Source organism: Enterococcus sp. NPDC086594, assembly GCF_044746145.1.
In the GTDB taxonomy this organism is placed as follows: domain Bacteria; phylum Bacillota; class Bacilli; order Lactobacillales; family Enterococcaceae; genus Enterococcus_D; species Enterococcus_D entomosocium.
In genome coordinates this window covers 55235-75631 of the sequence record NZ_JBIVBP010000006.1, presented here as the reverse complement: position 1 = coordinate 75631, position 20397 = coordinate 55235, and the positions used below count along the sequence as shown (strand labels likewise).

The window sequence follows — 20397 nt, the reverse complement described above, 5'->3', positions numbered from 1 at the left end:
TCTGATCCATATCAAAACCAAGTATATCAATAAAATATTAGAGGGTCAAAAACTATTAAGTTTATGACCACAGATTCAATTATTATAGAATTTTATCGTCACTATCAGTTCTAACTAATGCAATAATTATTTTCCTATTATCTATTTTATTAACTAGTAACTAAACCGGCTGTATAAGTAAATCTCAATAATTTTACCAGTTTACCTTGCAGAGCATGATGTTTATACTTCATAATCTATTCTTATCGTCATAATTCAACTTCTCCATCAGTTCATCAACATTTTACGTAGATCTAAGCTTAGCGTAACAGACAAATATGAAAGACTTATGTAGTAGTAAATGTTCTGCCATCTTTTGCTGAACTTTTATTCTTAATGTGCTTCGTTATAGTTACTCGACGCAACCGTTTCTTGACTGCGCACTCGTTGATTGTTATATAGTTTCTGACATCATTCTTATGATCAGTAACTCTTATTCCATTTGCATCTTGATAATTCATGTGTTAAGCGCAGCTATCTAAAATATTCGCGCCTATTTTTCCTCCAGAATGACTACCTCCAAAAATTTTTTTCTTCTATTGCTTAAATATCATGAAAATTATTTAAGAAGACCAAAAAATCTTTGAGTTTTTTCCTATGAACTATTAATCGACACAGTACGTTTCCATACTTTATTCCTCAGAAAAAAATCTCTCAGATTTAAGAGAGATCTTTTTTCTGTTTAATGAAGATTAAATTCCACAGTTATAATCTGAGTTGGAAAGAGTACATCGCCTTGGTATTACTCATTCAACTTCTTTATCTATATCTTTCATCAATAACTTTCTATACATTTATCTTTATTATAAAAAAATCTACGCAACAAAAACAACAATCGCTACCACAGATATAGACTAATTTTTTTGATCACCAACATTTTATTAACTATTTTGATAACGGATTAATTTTTATTTATTTCTATATATTTTTTAGAAGTAAATATTATATTTCAAATGAGCGGGTTTCACTTATATTTGCAAAATAGCTAAAATTATATTTAGTTGACTTGCATGACGATAACTCTTGTTGCGATAAATGTATCACCTACTCGTTGCCCATAAAGACTTACCGATCGTTCAAGCTGCAGATCCGCACGTGACCCTTCCACGATTCGAGAATTATGCGATTGTACATCATATTGAATCACTTTTATCTCGGTCTCGCTAGTAATCATAAAGGATAATGTTTCCTCAGATGCGATCGCCATATCAAAGACTTCGCCGTCTTCCCCTGTTCCTTGAGAAATGTTCGTCAACTCCATCTCAAAGCGATCACCATCAATACTAATGAGTGTGCCCGTTTCATCTGCTTGTGCCAGTTCCTCATTCGCTCGCTCTGCATCTGTTTGAGTCACAGGTTGCGCTTCTGACTGATCGGTTTGATCGTCACTATTTTGCGTCTCGTCTCCACTTTGACTCGTTTGCTTTTGTGGCGTATTGATTTGGTTATTGATTGGTACGTTGTCGTTGTTTGTCTGTGGGTCATTCGCAGCAACACCGCAACCACCAAGTAATGCCACAAAAAAGATAATTGCTGTTTGTTTTCTTATCATAAAAAACACCTTCCTTTTATTCATAGCGTAATGCTTCGATCGGTTTTAATTTCGACGCTTTATAAGCGGGTAAGTAACCAAAAACGGTACCGATCAGCATTGAAAATGACACACTGATCAGAATGGATAACAATGAGATCGTCATCGGATACTCTAACAGACGCAAAGCGATCAGACTGATGAGCAGACCGACGAAGATGCCAATCAGCCCGCCGATCACCGATAAAACGATTGCTTCTGTCAAAAATTGCTGCAAAATCACTTTACGTTTGGCACCCAATGCTTTCTTCAAACCGATCTCTCTGGTACGCTCTGTCACACTGACCAGCATCGTATTCATTACTCCGATCCCACCGACGAGTAAGGAAATGCTAGCAATTCCCCCAAGTAAAATCATATTCGATCGATTGATATCATCGGTCATTTTCTTCACTTCATCATAGTTGCGGATGGAAAAAACAAAATCTGAAGGCGGAATACTCTTGGTCAATTCATGGCTGGCTTGGACGACTGCTGATTCTAAGACGTCCGCATTCGTCGCCTGAAACAGCACTGTTGGCCTTTGGTTGAGCTTTCCTTCGACGAAACTTTGGCTGCCTCGAGGAATGAAGACATATTTCCCCGACAGTTGATCCGTGTCAGAAACAGCTACGCCAACGATGCGAAAGGGCGCCCCATTGATTTCGATCAGTTGATTAATAGGATCACGATACGAGAAAAAAATTTCCGCCAAATCTTTCGTAATCACCGCAACTTGTTTTTGTGTCTGCAATTCGGTTTCAGTCATTCCTCTGCCAGCAAGGATCGTATGGGGCAAAATTTCAAAGAACCCGCGATCCATGCCTAGCACTGTTGTATCGGTTTGCTGGTCTCTTTGGAAAACTGTCAGATTGGCTTCATAGAACAAGCTAACGTTCTTGGCGTGATCAATGGTCAGCAGCTTTTGCAGCTCTCCTTCTGATAGTTGCGGGGCGTAATCAGGCAAACGATCATTTCTGCCGCTTTCGCCCGCTAAAAAAGCACTTCTGGCGTCATATTCGATCCGCATCGAGTTAGTATCACCACCAATTAGCTGCTTTTTCATGTTCTCAGTATTTCCGTTGATGATACTCACAATGGAAATGATGGAGGCAATCCCGACAATGATTCCTAGCATCGTCAACAAGGAACGCAAACGATGCTGGTAGATTGCTTGAATGGCTAAGCGAATATTTTCGGTCATAGTTGGCCCTCCTCAACAACTTCACCATCTTTAATGACGATTTGCCGCTTTGCATAGTCCGCAACCTCTTGTTCGTGGGTAATCAAAACCACTGTTTTTCCTAGATGGTTCAGCTTAGTAAATAGCGCCATGATCTCATGACTATTAGCGGTATCTAAAGAACCCGTCGGCTCATCCGCTAAGATCACATTTGCTTCTCCTGCTAATGCCCGAGCGATCGCTACTCGTTGTTTTTGCCCCCCGGACAACTGATTGATCCTAAAATCGATCCGATCCCTCAATCCGACACTTTCTAAGGCGTGAATGGCTCGAGTTGTTCGTTCTTCCTGATTGACACCGGCATACAAGAGCGGTAAGGCAGCATTTTGTAAAACGGATAATTTCGGCAACAGTTCAAAATTTTGAAACACGAAGCCGATTTTTTGATTGCGGATCTCGGACAGTTCATCTTCACTCAATTGACTGGTATTTTTACCATCAAGTAGATAGCTGCCCGTTGTTGGCGTGTCTAAACAGCCAATAATATTCATCAAGGTCGACTTGCCTGATCCTGATCGGCCCATGATGGAAACAAATTCGCCGGCATTGATTGTTAAGTTGATTTTTTTCAAAACTTGAATCTCGCTAGTGCCTTGCGGGAACGTTTTGCAGACATCAATCAGTTGGATCATTTGGTTTCACATCCATTCCCGCTTTGATACCGTTTCTTGGAAAAACGAGCTCCACTTGCATATCCAGTTCACTTTCTAACAGATACATGGCTTCATCTGTTTCATCTTCCATGATTTCCACGGACAGTTTACTGATTTTATGGTCCTCAACGACATAGATGAAGGGCCTATCTTCTTCATAAAACACGAAAGATTTGGGCAGTTTGATCGCGGTTTGCTCTTCCTCAATGCCTTCTACGAAACAATGGATGCCAATGCTAGGTGGCTCTTCACTTTCATCTAAAACGACTTCAAAACTAAATTGCGACAAATTGGGGTTTGCGCCTTGTTCTTCAACCACTACGGAAGGCTCTTTCATATCCCCAACTCGGGTGATCTTTCCAGTCCATCGTTGACTGCCGCCATTACGGTCTCTAAGTTCAACCTTTTGACCAGGCTCAAGTTGATTGCGGCGAAATTCATCCACAGTTCCTTTTAAAAAGAGTCGACTGGTATCGACAATTGTCATAAAAGGATTTTCTGGAACTGATTCACTAGAACTCATGTTCATTTGTCGTTCATCCACGTCTTTAACGATTCCGTCAATTTCGGCTTCCACGACATCTGAGCCATGCTGCTCTTTGACTGAACGTAGTTCTAATTCTGCCCGTTCCAGCTCTAATTCGGCATCGCCAATGCTGCTTTCCAAGTTTTGCGCTTCCAGCAACAATTGACTTTGCTGCATTTCCAAATCGGTTTTACGATCTTCCAGCCCTTCTTTTTCATCTTCTTCCACACTGGCAATTTTTTGTTTTGTCTCTTCCAGCTGATTCGTCACCTTATTGTATTGCTCCCATTTTTGATTCGTTTGCCGTCTTGCTTGTTCCACAGCTCTCGTGCGATTAGCCGTCGCCTGTTCTGCTTCTTTGATGGCCAAAGCACCCTCAGGGTTAGAGTAAACAAAAAGAGCTTGCCCTGCTTTCACTTGATCCCCTGCCTCTACTTTCTTTTCAACGACAGCGCCTCTCTTGCTATCTACTTTTAGTTCAATAGTTTTTGCTGGCTCAATGGATCCTACTAACTGAAAATCATTTTTGGGCTGTAAATCTTGTAAATGTATGCGGGTGATAAAGGGCTCATCTTGGCGATTAAATGCCCAAGCACCTATCCATCCTAAACTACCGATGATCAGTAGAACACTAATGATTGGAATGATCCATTTTGTTTTTCTTATGTGTTTTCTCAAATATTTCACCTTCCTGATTAATTGTTTGACCATCTTTATTTAATCATTGATTCAGGCAGCGTTTAAAACGATTCTCTTAAGATATTATGAAGATTCCTTAAGAATAGAGAGTTTGTAATCAATACGTTTCTTTCCTATAAAGAATTCTTAAGAGTTAAAACCTATTAGTATCCTCACCTCTTTGCTATAATCAAAAAGAATCGAGAACACTTAGAAAGGACCGTTTGATGCGTACGAAAACTTCTTTTTTTATTATTTCTTTACTTGGTCTTTGTTTATTGGTAGGAGCCGTATGGTTATTAAAAGAATCGAGAATCATTCAGATGGTGCTAGATAATTTTTTGTCAAACCTTGTCACAGATGGCGTTGTGGAAACAAGCGATGGCGATGGCGGGATGATCCTTGGCACATTTGTCGACTGGCGCCCCATTAAACAATTGTTCTTGGCATTCTCCCTCTTTCTAGTTTTTGCCGTTACCTTGATTTGCTATCTTATCTATCGTTATGTTTCAAGGAAAAAAATTGCAAGGATCGCCGAAGGAATTCAGCTCTTTTTCTCTCAATCGGAAAAATGTTCCACTGGCAGCTTAGCGATCGATCATGAATTATTAAGAATAAAAGAGACAATGAACCGAAATGAGACCCTTTTAAAGGAAGAAACGCAAAGAACCAAAGACTTGATCACGTATTTGGCTCATGACTTGAAGACGCCCTTAGCCTCAGTGATCGGCTATCTCAATCTATTGTTGGATACGAAAAACTTGACCAATGAACAGATGACGCAATCCTTAACGATTGCTTTAGAAAAGTCTGAGCGTTTGGAAACACTAATGAATGAATTTTTCGATATTACTCGTTTTAACCTGCAAGATATCCAATTGTATCAACGGGACCTTGATTTCGTCTTCTTACTAAAACAAATCCAAGAAGAATTCTATCCGCTGCTGAAAGAAAAAGAACAAGTTATCTGCTACACAGGACCAGAGAACTTGAAATTAAATGCCGATAGTGAACAGTTGGCGCGAGTGTTAAATAATCTGTTAAAAAATGCCATTGCCTATGCACCTGATCAATCCACGATCACAATGCATCTAACCGTTGGCGAACAAGCAGCAACTTTCATCCTAGCGAATCAAAGTGATCCGATCGAACAAGAACAGTTGGAGGCTTTATTTGAAAAATTTTATCGTCTGGATCAAGCTCGTTCAACCAAGACAGGTGGAGCAGGTCTGGGATTGGCGATCGCTAAAGAAATTATTTTGGCGCATCAGGGAACGATTCGAGCTACTAGCAAAAACAATGAGATTCAAATGGTCATTACACTGCCTTTAGCGACAAATCAAAATCAAGAAATAAGTTAGCCAACTGAAAAGGAAGGTCTATACGAGTGGAAAAGATACTTTTAGTTGAAGATGAAAAAGAAATTGCAGATTTGATTGCCTTTTATTTACGAAACGAAAATTTTTCCGTCATCATTTGTGCAGATGGTAAAGATGCTCAGGTGCAGATTGAAAAAAACAGCTTTTCTTTGGCAATTCTTGATGTAATGCTGCCGGATATCACAGGCTTTGACCTTTGTAAAATCATCCGAAAAAAGCATCATTACCCAATTATTATGTTGACAGCTAAATCTGAGGAAATCGATAAGATCACTGGTTTGACAATTGGTGCTGATGATTATATCACGAAGCCCTTTCGTCCATTGGAAGTGATCGCTCGGGTGAAAGCTCAGATACGCCGCTCGACCCAATACAATGGCTCAGATCAAAACAAATTGATCGTGAGGGAGTTGGAATTAGATGTCAATAAACGAAAATGTTTCTTGCAAGAAGAAGAAATCTCCTTGACGCCCATTGAATTTTCCATTTTAAGATTATTGATGGAGCGAAAAGGCCAAGTGGTAAGCTCTGAGGAAATGTTTCAAGAAGTTTGGGGCGAAAAGTATTATACTTCTTCCAATAATACCATCATGGTCCATGTCCGAAATCTAAGGGAAAAAATGCACGATACCCACAAGAAGTCTTCTTATATTAAAACCGTTTGGGGAATCGGCTATAAAATATGATATAAAATGATTTTTTGTTTTCTATATTTTATGACTCTTCGACATTTTGGATTGACTAATTGACAGCATTCGCCCCTGCAATAACATTTCTTGAAAATTAGAATAACTACAAATAATACCCCAGATTTCCCTTGTTTTCTCGTAACACTCAACTATATGGAAAGATCACCGTTTATAAGGTGTAAATTTGTCTCAAGGTAGTAAATTATCTAACTTAATTCAGAATCAAAAACTTTTAAGTTACTGATCACACCAAAGAATTGTCCTAATACTTATTAAACCAATTTTTAAATGAACAATGATTTGTTTACGAGTTTATGGGCACAAAAATAAAGTAATACACTCCAATTGTGGTATCTAAAAAGAGTGTTCAGAAATTGTCATTTTCTGAACACTCTTTTTTAATTTTATTGCTTACTTTTTCTGCGTTTTTTAACTACTATTAACGCAAGAGTAACTAATAAAGCTCCAGCAGTAGTCATAATTAATTGACCAAGAATCTGTTCTTCAGTCTTTGGCAAATTACCATCAGAATTGTTGTTATCTTTTGTATTGCTGAGAATTTCTTGGTGTTTCTACTACACACAAATCTGGAATCTCTTTTAATATGGCAAAACGACTTTTCCAATCAAGATCGTTGATTCCCTTCGAAATCTTTGTATTTCATCGTCACCGGTCCGTCGTCTGATCCCTCATACACGCAACTATAAAGCGATTGATTATTCAAATAATGTCAAAAAAAGATTGTAAAGCAATAGATGCTATTTACAGTCTTTCATAATATTATTTATTAGTATTTTGCTTACTAACACTCATTCATGCGATCACCTAGATACATGATTCCAATCGGAATTTCCGATGTAGTTTTCAGTCCTACTAACTCTCGATAGAAGGAATGACTATCTTTTCTTATTTGTGAAATCATCTCTTCTTCACTTGAGACCTCATGAAAATTTGACTGGGTCAGTTTCTCATATTCAAGCAACAATTGAAGCTGAGCATCCAAAATTAAAAGCTCTTTTACTGAATCAAAAAAAATTTTTCTGGGGTCTTGATTGATTTTTAAACAAGCAGATTTCAATTCCTGGTAGTACCCATTTAATTGAGGGTATCGGTCGGCAAATGTTGGCCCAAATTTTTTATCTATGCAAGTAAAGTATTCTTGCATCGTCTTTATATCTTCCACTTATATTTCCTTCTCTCATATCTAGTATTTTATATTCTGACTTCTCCAACACCTACTTGCTTCTCCACTTCAGTTTCTATGTTCTCTTTAGATACTTGATTAGTAGGTACTCGAATCTAAGAATGATTTAATTCTTGCTTCACACGAGACCAGTCAGCTTCATTCGGGATGGTATTCACCAAAAAATAATCTTTTTCAAAAGGGAAATCCCAAAGGTACGGTCGGTAGTTAGTCACAATCAGGTCGATTTTTTCATTGGCGATCCGATCTGAGGTTAATTCCTGTAATTGAAGAAAAAGAAGTCGATGCTGGCTCCCGAAACGGGTCTTAGCCTGATGCTGAATTGATTGGACCACTATCGCGTCCCCTTCCAGTAAAAAGAGAATCGACTTTTTCGGACGATACGATTCTAATAAAAGATTGGTAAAAAGTGTGAATGCAACTACAACGTCTTCAAAATATAGATCTCCTAGCCCAAGAAGCTGCTGGTTCTGATACAAAAATTTGTAGTTCTTATAATAAGTTTTTGGATATCTCTTCAGCGCCATTTCTTTTTCTTCAGCTTGCTGCTTGTTCCAGACAGGATGAATAGCATGAGCTAAGCTTTTTGAGACTAAAAAAGAAGCCATAAACTCCTTGAGAAGCGACTGATCCCATTCTTCAAATTGGGAATCAGAAAAGAACTTCTCAGCGATTGCTGTGGTAGATGGCCACTGATTAAACCGCATATAAAAGAGTCGTTCTTGTTCTAGCCGATTCATGCTACGTTGGGTCACCAAAACCAAATACAGCCAAATAAATTCTTCTTTTGGAATACTCACCTCAAACTCATCTGCTATTGCGTCCTTTAGTGAATAAAGGACATCGAAGTCCTGTTCTTTTTCCACCTGCTCTACGATCAGAGGGCAAACGGTCACTTTTTTTCCTTCCTGGAAACGATTCATCATGAGATACACAAGAAAATAAAATCCCGACGCAGATGCGCCTGTCCCGATTTCATAGTTGTTCCCTCGACCAAGCAATTGGTTACGGATAACCGTTTGGAGTGTATTAGTTGGACGAATCGTATAAGGCGTGTAATCCCCTCCAGAATAAAAGTCATAAAAAAATTTTCGAATACATTCTTCTTCACCAATCAAGTCGACTGGGTTTAAGCTAAAACTTAAGCCATATTCATCTATTGCCTTCTCCGCCCGAAGTAAAAAGCGGCGAAACGTAGTTTCTCCATAGTTGTATTCGTGCGCTAAGTCCTGCACCGACTTTAACTTTCCTTTGAAGATCTGGCCAATCATATCAAACAAAATTTCTGACTCCAATAAAGTTGCTTTTTTTTCCATGTAATTAAAATGATGAACTTCTTCGAATTGGAAGCCATTTTGTTTTGATTGTAAGTTGATTGTGCTACCAAAATATTGTTTGATTCCATAAACATCCTTCACTAACGTTCGCTGTGATACAGTCAATATTTCTGACAAAGCAACAAGTGTGAAACTCGGTTCCTTTTCGATATGATTTAAAATTCGAATCCACCGAGTATTCATAGAGTTCATCATAAAATCCAATTGGAGTTGACGCATTGCTATTTCTCCTTTAGTTTGAATTTTTTTCTATCTTTAATTTTCTCCCTCTTCTTGTCTAAAAAAATGACCAAGTGCTTGTTGGATCTCCTGTTTCCGAGGGATTTTTGATAAGATTACTGTATCTTTCGTTAGCTGTGTTCTAGGGTAATTGCTTACTTCCAGCTGACGGTATAGATTCTTTTCAATCTTTTGAGTTTCAACAACCTCCAAGCCGGCTTTGCTCAGCTCTGCTTCGACTTCTTCTTGAATCCACCGTTTTAGTACCGTAGAGCCTTTTAAATGATAATTGATGTAGAGCGCTCTTTTGTAGTGCTCTTTTTCTGATAGAAATTCATTCATAAGCTGTGTGAAAATCAGTGATTCATCCTGGGCTATTTCTTTATCACATTCTTTGTTATAAAGGGGGGTTAATCGAAAAAAGTGGCGCATTAAAGCTAAGTAATGCTCTAGAAACTGACAAGCGATTCCTTCGTTTTCTCGTACTAAAAAGGACAAGGCATCTGTCATGGGAAAATTTCTCAAAAACATCTCTTGTATCAGTGGATCTAGAAATTGATTCTCGTCTAAAGTCAAAAGAAACAGTGCTGCTTTTTCTGGATTGGGTAATGAGCTAGTAATTTGACGATCGAACGCTTGGGCAAGCGATGTTTGAAGCGAAGTGAAATCATTTCTTTGTGGTAGCTCATGTCCTTGCTCCGTTCGCAACTTTGCAATGTTTCCCCATTCATTTAATTGCTGCTTATCTATCCGCCATGTCCCTATTTTAACATGCAAGGGGGCTCTTCTCATCTGATTGATCTTTTCTGTTAGACTATCTGGATATACTGGCAAGGTAAAGTAAAAGTCATAGAGCAGTTGGCGAATATCTGCCTCGTCTCCTCCAAACACATTGGTCTCAGGGGTCAGTTGTACTTTGTAATATGCGTTTAACACCATTTGGAGCTGGTGTGCTTCATCCGGCCAAAACTGGCGGAGGATACCCCCATTTCTTGTGCCCAGTGAGTATTAGACAAGCGGTGCCCACTAGCAACGCGATCAATAAGAACAAAGAGCGGCTCTTCTGCTAACAAGGACTGCTTTTTCTGTTCATAAGCGTACGGGTCTTTCAAGGAAAAATGATAGCCGGTCTCATCACCGATCCATAGGACTGACGAACCAAAGAGTGCTTTTAGGTCTTTGATATCTTTTAGAATTGTCCGGCGGGTGTATCGTGTTTTTTCAACAAATGTTTTACCTGTCACATGTTCATTTTGTTCTAAAATTTCTAAAAGAGTAAACTGACGTCGGGTCCTTGGTTTATAAATCAGTTGTTCAAACAAAGGATTCATTACATACACCCTTTCTTTATATGAAGAAAGGAAAGAACTGAAGATCCCTCCCTTTCTTTTTAATCATTTGTTTTCCGGAACTGCACTTAACTCCCAGGTTAATGTTGTCTGATAAGTGGTAGCTTTAGGTGCAGCAGTTTCCGGCACTTCCAATGTGACACTTTCTCCGGCACTGCTTCCATCACCAAACCGATAGATCCATGTGCCTGTTCCTTGATCTTCGTTAGCAGTAAGTAGTTCGGTCTTTTGTTCTGGAATCAAAACGACGCCTTCTTTATGAGTCAGCTGGGGTTCGTTACCATTCTGTGTTGACGCAAATTGTTGGTTGGACAAGTGTAGTCGCGCCCCTGATAGTTCATGATTTTGACTATTTTTAAACTGACTATTTTGTGTCACGGCAAGTACCCAGCCATGCCGTTCATTTTCTGCTCGTCGATCACTGATTTGAACATAATTTGGCCGTTCTTCATTTTCAATCACCGTTCCCTCTGCATCTAACAAGTTCTGGGGGTTCGCATGATAATGCATAAGGCGGGTAGAGATTCCTTGTTCCCCAAAGGAAAACTGAGAGACAAAATCGATACTAAACAATCCTTGATCGTTTGGCAATTGGGGTGGGTTTTCAGGGCTGACTTCTTTTTCCGGATCTAGTGGGTCTAGTGGATTGACAATAAATGTTTGTTTTTCATAAACTGCTCGTATAACCGCTCCCGAGTTACCCATAGTAAACATTATTACTTCTGAATTTTCATCTTCGATCCTTACGTCTTTTCCTGAAAGAATTTCCCAAGAAACAAAGCGGTACCCCTCATTAGGATTTGCATGAATCGTAGTACTTTCTCCATTAACTAGTAAATCCTTATCAGCTGCAGGCTCTCCCCCTGTTAATGGGCTCACTTGAAAAGACAAGGGATGTTCAGTTTGTTTATAGATATAGTTCACTGTTATTGGCTCCTGTGTAAAGACACCAATCACATTCAAAGGTAATTCAGTTAAAGTCCATCCATCAATTTCTTTTTCTGCTGTCTCATAGCTCGCTCCAATATTACCTGTAAGAGATTCAGACGGAGCTAATTCTTTTCCTGAAATATCAATGTAATTTGCCGTCACAGTTCCTAATTGAATAGGCGGTTCAAAACCTGATCCGCTCCCATTAAATACTAAAGTATTGTACCATGTAGTATTAAAGTTTTCGGTATACCTGTCTTTAAAATCATTTGGATCCGAATCACTATCTACAACTTGCGATCCATTTACTCCTGTAAGTGTAGCATTCACTTTGAACCATGAGGTACCGTTACTTATTGAAGTACTAAATCCATCTGCCATCGTTAATCGATTTGTATTTAATATGATTTTGCTTGTGGCGTCAGATCGAATAGGCTTTGAATTATTCAGATTGGTTCCAGCAGAAATAAAACCGCGTTGAGAGTTCGGTGTAATTGATAAAGTTCCACCTCGAACAACAGATATTGCCGAATAAGACGATTGCACAGCACGAAGCTCAATGCGTCCCCTTAGATCAATATTTTGAGCCTCAATTATTGTTCCATTACCATTGAAACTAGCCTCAATCCCATTACATCTAACTAGACCACTTCCATTGTGCTTAATAATGGGAATAGTGCTAACACCAGGAGACAGTGTAATCCCTGTTATATGTAAATTAGCCGTTCCGCTCATTTCTAAATTATTAGTTGTCTGACTTTCATTACCTCTAAAATTTATAATATGGTTATTTCCAGAGCTAATCCCTATATAAGAATTTCTTGTATTTAATGAACTTCCCAAAATTGAGCTTGAATACGATACATTTGAAGTAAGTACTATCTCAGTGGTTCTTGAATCGTTCCAAGCACTTCTAAATTGGGACCAATTGCTAACAGAACTAGACCTTCTTGTCGCAATATCTAGTGTTTCTTCCAAAATTCGTTCTTCTTCAGATCGAACAACTTCTGATGAAATTGTCAAATGTTTTTCGGTTGCTTTAACTGGCTGTATAGCGTTAGAATTTCTGGTTTTGTTTTCTCTTTGCTCATTGTTTGGCTCTTGATTTTCATCAGATACATCATACTCTTCAGAACTTTGATTAATCTCATTCTCTATTTCTTGAACTGCCTCGTCAACTTCTAAGTAAAAATGATCCGCATCTTGATCAATCGTCAAAAAGTAATTTCCTGGTTCGTTAAATACTACCGGAAGTTCAAAGTTAGTTTGATCTCCTTCAGTTTGAATGAACCAATACTCTCCATAGAAATGTTGAATCGATTCTCCATTCGAGAAAAATTCTTCCATAATTTTACCATTTTCTGGAATCCGAACGATTACTTCATTTGTAGCCAACCGACTCGTAAATTGTACAATTACCGGTTGTGTAGCAACCGTTCGGAATGTTTTTGCCACAAAAGAAAATTCTTGACCGACTTCAGGCGGATCGCTGGGTGGCATTTCAGTATTTGTATTTCCTAAAGACATAAAATTGGGTTTGTGGGACTGGAAGGAATTTACCATTTTTTCGTCTACAGGTTTATTTACTTCGGCAGCATAAGAATAATGATAAGAAAATGGAACTAACTGTATAAGAAGTAGGATACTACAAAAATAAGTTATATTTTTACAAAATTTTTTCACAATACTCACTCCTTACTATTTTTCCTTTTTTCTTCACTTCTTCTTTTTACAAAAATGTAGAGCAAAAGTGCGATTAGAATTATGATTAAGCTTATTGTACCGACTATCCACCAATTGATACTCGTATCTATCATCACATCTTCTTGGTTTAGTTTGCGCGCCTCATCTGCTTCAATGGTGAATTCACGCGTCCAAGACCATTCATTTTTTCCTGAAGTAGCTGTCAATTCTAAGATATAATTGCCACTTCGGAAGCGATCCCCTTCTAGAGAAATCGGGAAATTGAAGTTGGAATTTGGGGCCATCTGCATCATTTCCTGTTTAGCCTCATAGAGAACTTCAGTTTCCCCCTCTCGCTTGACAGTTGCTTCTACGGCTAGCTGGTTAACGAAAGTCGGGGTGAAGTTTTGCAAAGTTGCACTGATCACATTTCGGTAATTTAGTTGATCTGCAAAGACATCTAAAAGCTCTAACTCTGGTTGAACCGAATCGCGTGAATTACTTACCACTACACCGATCACATAAGCAAATTCATTTTTGATCGCAACACCTTCGCCATCAGGTTCGTCAGCTTCTGCAGAATCTTCTTTGTATTCGGCAATCCGCAGACCGCCAGCTAAAAAACCTTCAAAAGCTTCTTCCGGCATATGTAGAGGAAGCTCGATAATTTTCGTTTCATTCCCAGCTAACTCAATTACTCCGGAAGGTTCGATTAAGTCTGCCATTGAATGGGTCAACGTTGGATCAGGTTTCAAATCATCTTTGCCATATTCCACTTTTCCTAACACATTAGTAAATGCCGTATGAGGGGTGACTTGGATCCTTATAGGATCATTACTCGTGTTCCCAATTTCAATCTTTAGTATTTCTTGTTCGTTCGGTGTTAGATTCAAATCATAGTATCCTTTGCCTCCTTCTACTTGGCTTTCTGGAAAAAGTGGAGTGGCATAAATGTTCAAGCTCGTTTCTTCCGCTTGAACCGATATCGGTAAAAAAAAGAAGAAGACAGTAAGTAGCCAAACAAGAGGCTGTACCTGGTTTTTTCGATTCATCGAGCATTATCCTTTCTTAAAAAAAGCAGCGCTACAGAGGTCTGTAACGCTGCCTAATACAAATGACCTAGAAAATCGATCTGAATTGTATCGCTTTACTCTTCCTCGTTACCTGGTGTTGATTCTAACTCCCAAGTCAAAGTAGACGTATACGTTACAGCATCTTTTGCGGTTGATCCTGGAACAAATAATTTAATGGACGTGTTTTCTACTACTTCTTTACCATCTTCAATTTGTTGTGCAAGTGCCGCATGATCGCCCCATTCAACAGTAGATTTCCCAGCGCCTTTTTCTGGTGCCGCCGTCATAACCGCTACACCTGCTTCATTTGGCATCAATTTCAATCCAGTCGCATGTGCTGCTGGCATTTGTGCAGCATCATCAAGGCTATAACGAATTGACGGATCATGTAAGCTAATGTGTGCGCCTTTTAAAACCTTGTTTTGAGTATCTGTTGCTGCTTCAAACTCAGTCAAACTTAAGTTTAGTACCCAACCTTCATTTGATCCGCGTGTATCATCAACTTGAGCCATACTCACGTAAGGGACTTTGTTTTCATCACCCGTTGTCCCTATCAATTGTTGTCTTTCAGCAACCATATTGTATGTCTCATCTGTTGTAGAGATAATTTGAGAACCAAAGTTCATTGTCGGAACTGTGGAAATCGTCAATGGTCCTTTGTTATTACCGTCTGGGTCCGTGATTACAGGAATCTCTACGTCTGGACCTTCTGTTCCTGGGTCAACGATGGTATCATCATCTCCGGGAGTGAAAGTGATCTTTCCTTCTGTTGTTGTATCGCGTACTTCCTTTGACTCTCCTGCTTCTTCAGCAAAGCCTTGGACGCCTCCTGCAAAAATAGTAGTAGATAATGCAGCTACAGTTGCTAATCGAATAAATTTCATGTGTAATTCCCTCTTTCATTTTTTAAGTTTAGTGTATTTCGTTTGATACCGATAGTTACCGCTAGAACAGTGAATAGTCCACCTAACCAAATCCACTGATAGTGCATAACCGTATTTGTTTGTGGGAGTGTTCCTCCCGATGGTGGCTTGACACTATCTGTCGGCGGCGGATCTGGTGTACCAATCGGTTCATAGCGACCTGAAAAGTGGATGGTTCCTTCGGTATCAGCTGATTGAATGGACGACGCTTGTGTATTAACCGCTGAACCAATAATCAAGATTCCCAATAAACAGCCTGTGATAAGCCATGTGTGTTGTTTCATTTCCCTCCCCCTCTTGTGAAGTGGTTCAAAATCCATCAGTTTTGAAATTTTTTATTCATTGAGAAGTGATTATACACTATCTCTCTGACACGTATAACCTTACCTGAATCGTAATTGAATTTGAAACCACAATTTGCACATCGTAGTGAACCCACAAATAAACCTTGATATAATAGTGTTAATTAGAAACCCTCTAAATAAAAGAGGGGATGGTGATTGGATAAATTAATTATTTCATTAAACTTTCTTGCTTAAACAGTTATGTATATTTTTTGGGATTGCTAAAATTTTAAGTTAGTTTTTTGTTTATCGGTGTTCAATAAAAAATATTTTCATGGCTTGAATTTTCCCCGGAGTACATTTTCCTGGCAGTGATTTTATATTTTGGAACTTTAAAAGAGGTCAAAAACTGTTAAGTTTCTGACCCCTTTCAATTATTATTCTGAAATTCAAAAATAAGATTTCTTACTAATAATGATTTGTTGACGAGTTTAAATAAAAAATAAGAACCAAAAACTAAATTAGTTTTGACTCCTATTCTCCCTCTCGTTGAAAATTACTCAACATAATTTGCATTGGATTTCATAAATGACTTCATTTCGATTCTCTATAAACGTATAATCTAACCACTGTACTTGAAGTATTGATTTTTCAAGCATGAACCCATTTCTTTTTGCGTAGTTCATTATCTTCTTTATATATGAAGTGCCTTCGAAGAATTCTCCTTTGAACGCCAAACAGAGATAATTTCCTTTTGAAATCTTCAACATCCCAAAATCTGCCTCCGACATATTTTCTACTTGAATACACAACTTCGGATTATTATCTTGTTCCACATAGATCCCCATGAATCTGTTGGATGCGAAGATTGGTAGAAACTGCTCATTCTTACTGACTGCAGTTTCTAGTTTTATCGCCGCGTAGCTGAGTTCCAGTTCATTACTTATAGTATTATCAGATACAAGATAGTACCGATCCTCAGAAATCATTTTGACTTTTATTTCTGGTTGGACGATTTTATCCTCGATTCCATTTAAAAAATCTAATTTATTTTCAAGAGATTTTTTTAAAAGCGTTAACTCTTCAATCTTTTCATTAATAGAGATTAGCCCATCAGAAATGATCGTCCTCGTCGTATCGATATTTCTATTCTCAAAGTAAGCCTTTATTTCTTTTAAGGATAGTCCCATTTGCTTTAATTCTTTTATTGTTCCAAGTTTTTCATATTGATAAATAGAATAGTAGCGTTCTCTGGACGTTTCACTGATCTTATCAGGCTTTAGTAAGCCAATTCTATCGTAATGTCGAAGTGTTTCTGTCGAAATATTACGCAATCTTGCTAATTTTGTAATACTCAATATCTCATCCATTGTAAGCTCCTTGATTCTACGGTATTTATGAATTACCCTTTTGTACCAAATTGATTTATTTCTTTGTATGAGCCATTAGGCACATAATATCCTGAGCAACAGAAGCTGCTGCTAGAGCAGTGATATCCGCATGATCATACTGTGGAGAAACTTCCACAATATCCCCTGCTACTACATTCAAACCTGCTAGATTTCTTAAGACAGTCCGCATATAATGCGTTGAAGGACCTCCAACAACTGGTGTTCCTGTACCAGGTGCATAAGCAGGATCAAGAGAATCCACATCGAAGGTTAGGTATACAGGTGTGTCTCCGATAATATTTTTGATTTTTCCAGCTAATTCTTCGGGTTTCATTTCCATTACATCCCGAGAATAAATTATATTATACCCAATGTTATCTAGTGGTGTGCGGATACATGCTTGAACTGACTTACTCGGATCTACACAGCCCTCTTCGACTAAATCATAGGCAAAATTCGCATGACTAATGATTCCATTACTAGGTATAGTATCTTGATGACTGTCAAAATGCAACAACGCCACTTTCCCGTATTTTTTGTGTACCGCACGAACTGGAACATAAGGAATCGTATGGTCACCGCCTATTGTCAGAAGTTTTGCACCGGATTGAATAATTTTGTCTGCATGATTAAAAGTTTCTTCAATCATGGAGTTTACTGCTGTACTTCCATAGGCTTGACCTACATCGCCATAGTCGATTATATTGGGACAGACTTCATCAAGATCAAGTTCTCCTTCCCACATATAATTAAAGCCGAAAACTAAACGAGACATATTTCTTACAGCATTAGGTCCCATTTTTGCTCCCGATCGATTGGTTGTTCCAGCATCAAAAGGAACACCCATAACTGCAATATCCACGTTCTCTAAATCTGTTGAATGCTTATACCCACCAAATGTGTTTATTCCTGCATAGAACAAGTAATGTCCTGTTTCTTGACTCATAAAAATCACTCCTAATTGTTTGATAAATACATTCTATATCCTTGTGTTACACAAAGGTCAACAATAAAGTATGAAGTTTTTACTCAAAGAGACGAACAACTTTTTTAACCTTAAAAAACAGTCTTCTTGGTCCAACTAATAAAAATTTACACAATTTCATCATGTATATTTTATTGTTCGAAATTTAATTTCGCAAAACATGTTTGGTCATTGTAGAAGCCATGAAACGAGCAAACAAAAAGGATCAAAAACTTTTAAGTTTCTGACATCTAGAACGACTTAATTTTAATTTGATCTAGTGAATCTAATTTATGGAAATCTCTAGATTTACAATTTTACTAGAGAAACCAAGACAAGTACCTTCTTTAATTTATTACTAAGTCCTATATTTAAGACCTAGTGTATTTGCAGATAGTTTATATCCTATAATCAAATTCAAGAAGAACAATACGTAGTCGGGGGGGGTGAAAAGAAAGCTATGAAATGGATAATCATGGTTGTACTGTTGGTCTTTTTGAGTTTTATCTGATGCTAAACTTGTATAGAACAATAATACTTTATGATATTCGATTAATATTCGTATATTTCTTTCAAATAATAAGATTAAATATTTCTCATGAATCCGCATCCATGGTAATTTATATTAAATAATATTGTTTATTTTAAAATTAGGTATATATTGAAACTTGTTTCATGATTGATATAGCAAAGGATGATAATGATGGATAATTTATTAGGGAAATAGATCGACCGATCAAAGGCAATTCTTGGCACAATTATTTTACTTATTGGTGTATTTGGTTTATTTTATGGTCCACCTTTAATTAGTACTTTTTCTTTATGCATAACAGGGTTTATTTCTTTTTGGATTGTATTCGGAGGAAAAGGGATAAACGATCTTTTCTCGAAGCCAGTTGCGCCTATACGAACTATTCTTTTTTATTTGATACTCAATATCTTATTAAGTATCGGGACTTCTTTTTTATTGCTCAGAGTCCTTAATTGGAATCTGCATGGAAATTCTGCTACAGAAAGTTTCCAACCAATCTTATTGATTGCCATCCCTATTATGATTTTAGGAAAAGAGCTGCTTTCACTCTTTTTTCTTTCGCTTTTTTCAAGTAAATTTAGTGTGATTCTTTCTAATATATTTTCTGCCTTGATATTTGCTTTACTTCATTACTCAACTTACAATAACGGCAATATTTTCCATACATTAGTCCATATTATTATTATTCAAGGTGTAGCAAGAATTTTATTCAATCAATCAGCAATTAAAAGTAACTCTATCATTACAAGCTGGATCGTTCATGTATTATTTTATTTTCTAGCTTTAGTTCTAGCTTTTTATATTTTATAACATTTTCCTTGGTTTATTAGATCGACTAAATATTTTTACTATCAATAAAGAACAAAAAATTCTCCGATTGATTAACTATAACGAATAAGGTGTGATTCTTATGAAAAAAAATTCTTCACTTGCTTTATTAATTTTAACTATTATGATTGGTATCTCTTATGAATTATTAGCTTTCACTGGGCTTAATGAATCCATCTTGACCATACTAGGAACCGTATGGAATCTATTGTTTGCTTTTATAGCTGGATTTTATTTTATGAAAGATAAGTTTTTAACCCAATTTAAACACTTTAGTTTCAAGACTTTACTTTGGGGCCTTCCCTTGATTATAGTTGTAGGGATATCTTTTTCATCACTCTATTCTCATCTGTTTGGTAATCCTACGACGAATTCCATTGGAGAGTCGATCTCATTAATGATGATTTTTGTGCAAATTCCTTTTATGCTTATGGGGGAAGAATTACTCAGTACAAACATCCTTTTGGCTCTTCAAAACAAAGGTCTCTCATTTTTCTGGTCAACAATCATTTGTAGTATTTTATTTGCACTTTGGCATATTCCAGCCTACGGGTTCCATCCACTACAATTAATCATTACCCTTATGCCAGCACGGCTCATTTTAAACTTTATCTGGAAAAAATCGAACAGCGTTTGGGTAAGTTGGCTATGCCATTTTATCTACGATTCTTTAGGCTTCATCAATTTCTTTTTGAAGTAGCGAAACTGAGTAGTCAATTTCTATTTTAAGAGATATTATTGAAAATATTCGCTATAATTTAGGTTGAAAATTTTTATTTAGTTTTTATATCATGAAATTTATACCTATCCCCCCTCTTCAACTTATTTAAGTTTAAAGAGGGGGTTTTAAATTTTCAGACTTGTTTTAGTCATAGTATGTATAGATTTTTTATCTTTTAAATG

General features: G+C 37.4%; 18 protein-coding genes. 4 read left to right on the top strand and 14 right to left on the bottom strand.

The window, feature by feature from the left end; genetic code table 11:
* Positions 1 to 1036 precede the first annotated feature (1036 nt).
* From ACIPK1_RS10610 to ACIPK1_RS10595, 4 genes are read right to left on the bottom strand one after another with little or no spacing between them, the layout of a single operon-like run.
* Positions 1037 to 1591, bottom strand: a complete 555-nt coding sequence (locus tag ACIPK1_RS10610; protein ID WP_400450803.1) for a hypothetical protein — start codon at positions 1589 to 1591, stop codon at positions 1037 to 1039.
* A gap of 16 nt (positions 1592 to 1607) precedes the next feature.
* The gene (locus ACIPK1_RS10605; protein WP_400450800.1) at positions 1608 to 2813 is read right to left on the bottom strand and encodes an ABC transporter permease; all 1206 of its coding nucleotides are present in this window, start codon (positions 2811 to 2813) and stop codon (positions 1608 to 1610) included.
* Positions 2810 to 3484, bottom strand: a complete 675-nt coding sequence (locus ACIPK1_RS10600; RefSeq protein WP_061054529.1) for an ABC transporter ATP-binding protein — start codon at positions 3482 to 3484, stop codon at positions 2810 to 2812. The genes ACIPK1_RS10605 and ACIPK1_RS10600 overlap by 4 nt, the downstream gene beginning before the upstream one ends.
* Positions 3468 to 4718, bottom strand: a complete 1251-nt coding sequence (locus ACIPK1_RS10595) for an efflux RND transporter periplasmic adaptor subunit (RefSeq protein ID WP_400450912.1) — start codon at positions 4716 to 4718, stop codon at positions 3468 to 3470. The genes ACIPK1_RS10600 and ACIPK1_RS10595 overlap by 17 nt, the downstream gene beginning before the upstream one ends.
* Before the next feature lie 218 nt (positions 4719 to 4936).
* Between ACIPK1_RS10595 and ACIPK1_RS10590 the strand changes: the two genes are divergently transcribed.
* Positions 4937 to 6070: a cell wall metabolism sensor histidine kinase WalK gene (locus tag ACIPK1_RS10590; RefSeq protein WP_061054530.1), complete on the top strand. Its 1134-nt coding sequence runs from the start codon at positions 4937 to 4939 to the stop codon at positions 6068 to 6070.
* Between the two features lie 26 nt (positions 6071 to 6096).
* Positions 6097 to 6774, top strand: coding sequence for a response regulator transcription factor (locus ACIPK1_RS10585; RefSeq protein ID WP_400450798.1), 678 nt, complete (start codon positions 6097 to 6099; stop codon positions 6772 to 6774).
* Between the two features lie 805 nt (positions 6775 to 7579).
* On the opposite strand, the gene ACIPK1_RS10580 is transcribed toward ACIPK1_RS10585, so the two are convergent.
* The 10 genes from ACIPK1_RS10580 to speB form a co-directional block, all read right to left on the bottom strand.
* Positions 7580 to 7960, bottom strand: coding sequence for a DUF7006 family protein (locus ACIPK1_RS10580; protein WP_400450796.1), 381 nt, complete (start codon positions 7958 to 7960; stop codon positions 7580 to 7582).
* Between the two features lie 116 nt (positions 7961 to 8076).
* Entirely contained in the window at positions 8077 to 9537 is a 1461-nt protein-coding gene (locus ACIPK1_RS10575) for a helix-turn-helix domain-containing protein (RefSeq protein WP_400450795.1), read from the bottom strand.
* Positions 9538 to 9573: 36 nt separating this feature from the next.
* The gene (locus ACIPK1_RS10570; protein ID WP_400450793.1) at positions 9574 to 10476 is read right to left on the bottom strand and encodes a hypothetical protein; all 903 of its coding nucleotides are present in this window, start codon (positions 10474 to 10476) and stop codon (positions 9574 to 9576) included.
* Positions 10467 to 10868: an HTH domain-containing protein gene (locus tag ACIPK1_RS10565; RefSeq protein WP_400450792.1), complete on the bottom strand. Its 402-nt coding sequence runs from the start codon at positions 10866 to 10868 to the stop codon at positions 10467 to 10469. Before ACIPK1_RS10565 ends, ACIPK1_RS10570 begins: the two co-directional genes overlap by 10 nt.
* Before the next feature lie 63 nt (positions 10869 to 10931).
* The gene (locus ACIPK1_RS10560; RefSeq protein ID WP_400450791.1) at positions 10932 to 13499 is read right to left on the bottom strand and encodes a WxL domain-containing protein; all 2568 of its coding nucleotides are present in this window, start codon (positions 13497 to 13499) and stop codon (positions 10932 to 10934) included.
* Positions 13500 to 13504: 5 nt separating this feature from the next.
* Entirely contained in the window at positions 13505 to 14551 is a 1047-nt protein-coding gene (locus ACIPK1_RS10555) for a DUF916 and DUF3324 domain-containing protein (RefSeq protein WP_400450789.1), read from the bottom strand.
* A 95-nt stretch (positions 14552 to 14646) separates the two neighbouring features.
* Entirely contained in the window at positions 14647 to 15456 is an 810-nt protein-coding gene (locus ACIPK1_RS10550; RefSeq protein WP_400450787.1) for a WxL domain-containing protein, read from the bottom strand.
* On the bottom strand, positions 15453 to 15779 hold the full coding sequence (locus tag ACIPK1_RS10545) for an LPXTG cell wall anchor domain-containing protein (protein WP_400450785.1): 327 nt from the start codon (positions 15777 to 15779) through the stop codon (positions 15453 to 15455). The genes ACIPK1_RS10550 and ACIPK1_RS10545 overlap by 4 nt, the downstream gene beginning before the upstream one ends.
* 560 nt (positions 15780 to 16339) lie before the next feature.
* Positions 16340 to 17149: a MerR family transcriptional regulator gene (locus tag ACIPK1_RS10540; protein WP_400450783.1), complete on the bottom strand. Its 810-nt coding sequence runs from the start codon at positions 17147 to 17149 to the stop codon at positions 16340 to 16342.
* 55 nt (positions 17150 to 17204) lie between these two features.
* Entirely contained in the window at positions 17205 to 18116 is a 912-nt protein-coding gene (speB, locus tag ACIPK1_RS10535; protein ID WP_400450781.1) for an agmatinase, read from the bottom strand.
* A 943-nt stretch (positions 18117 to 19059) separates the two neighbouring features.
* On the opposite strand from speB, the gene ACIPK1_RS10530 reads away from it, so the two are divergent.
* Together ACIPK1_RS10530 and ACIPK1_RS10525 are read left to right on the top strand one after the other, a co-directional pair.
* On the top strand, positions 19060 to 19476 hold the full coding sequence (locus ACIPK1_RS10530; protein WP_400450779.1) for a type II CAAX prenyl endopeptidase Rce1 family protein: 417 nt from the start codon (positions 19060 to 19062) through the stop codon (positions 19474 to 19476).
* Positions 19477 to 19576: 100 nt separating this feature from the next.
* The gene (locus ACIPK1_RS10525) at positions 19577 to 20194 is read left to right on the top strand and encodes a CPBP family intramembrane glutamic endopeptidase (protein ID WP_400450777.1); all 618 of its coding nucleotides are present in this window, start codon (positions 19577 to 19579) and stop codon (positions 20192 to 20194) included.
* Positions 20195 to 20397: the final 203 nt, after the last annotated feature.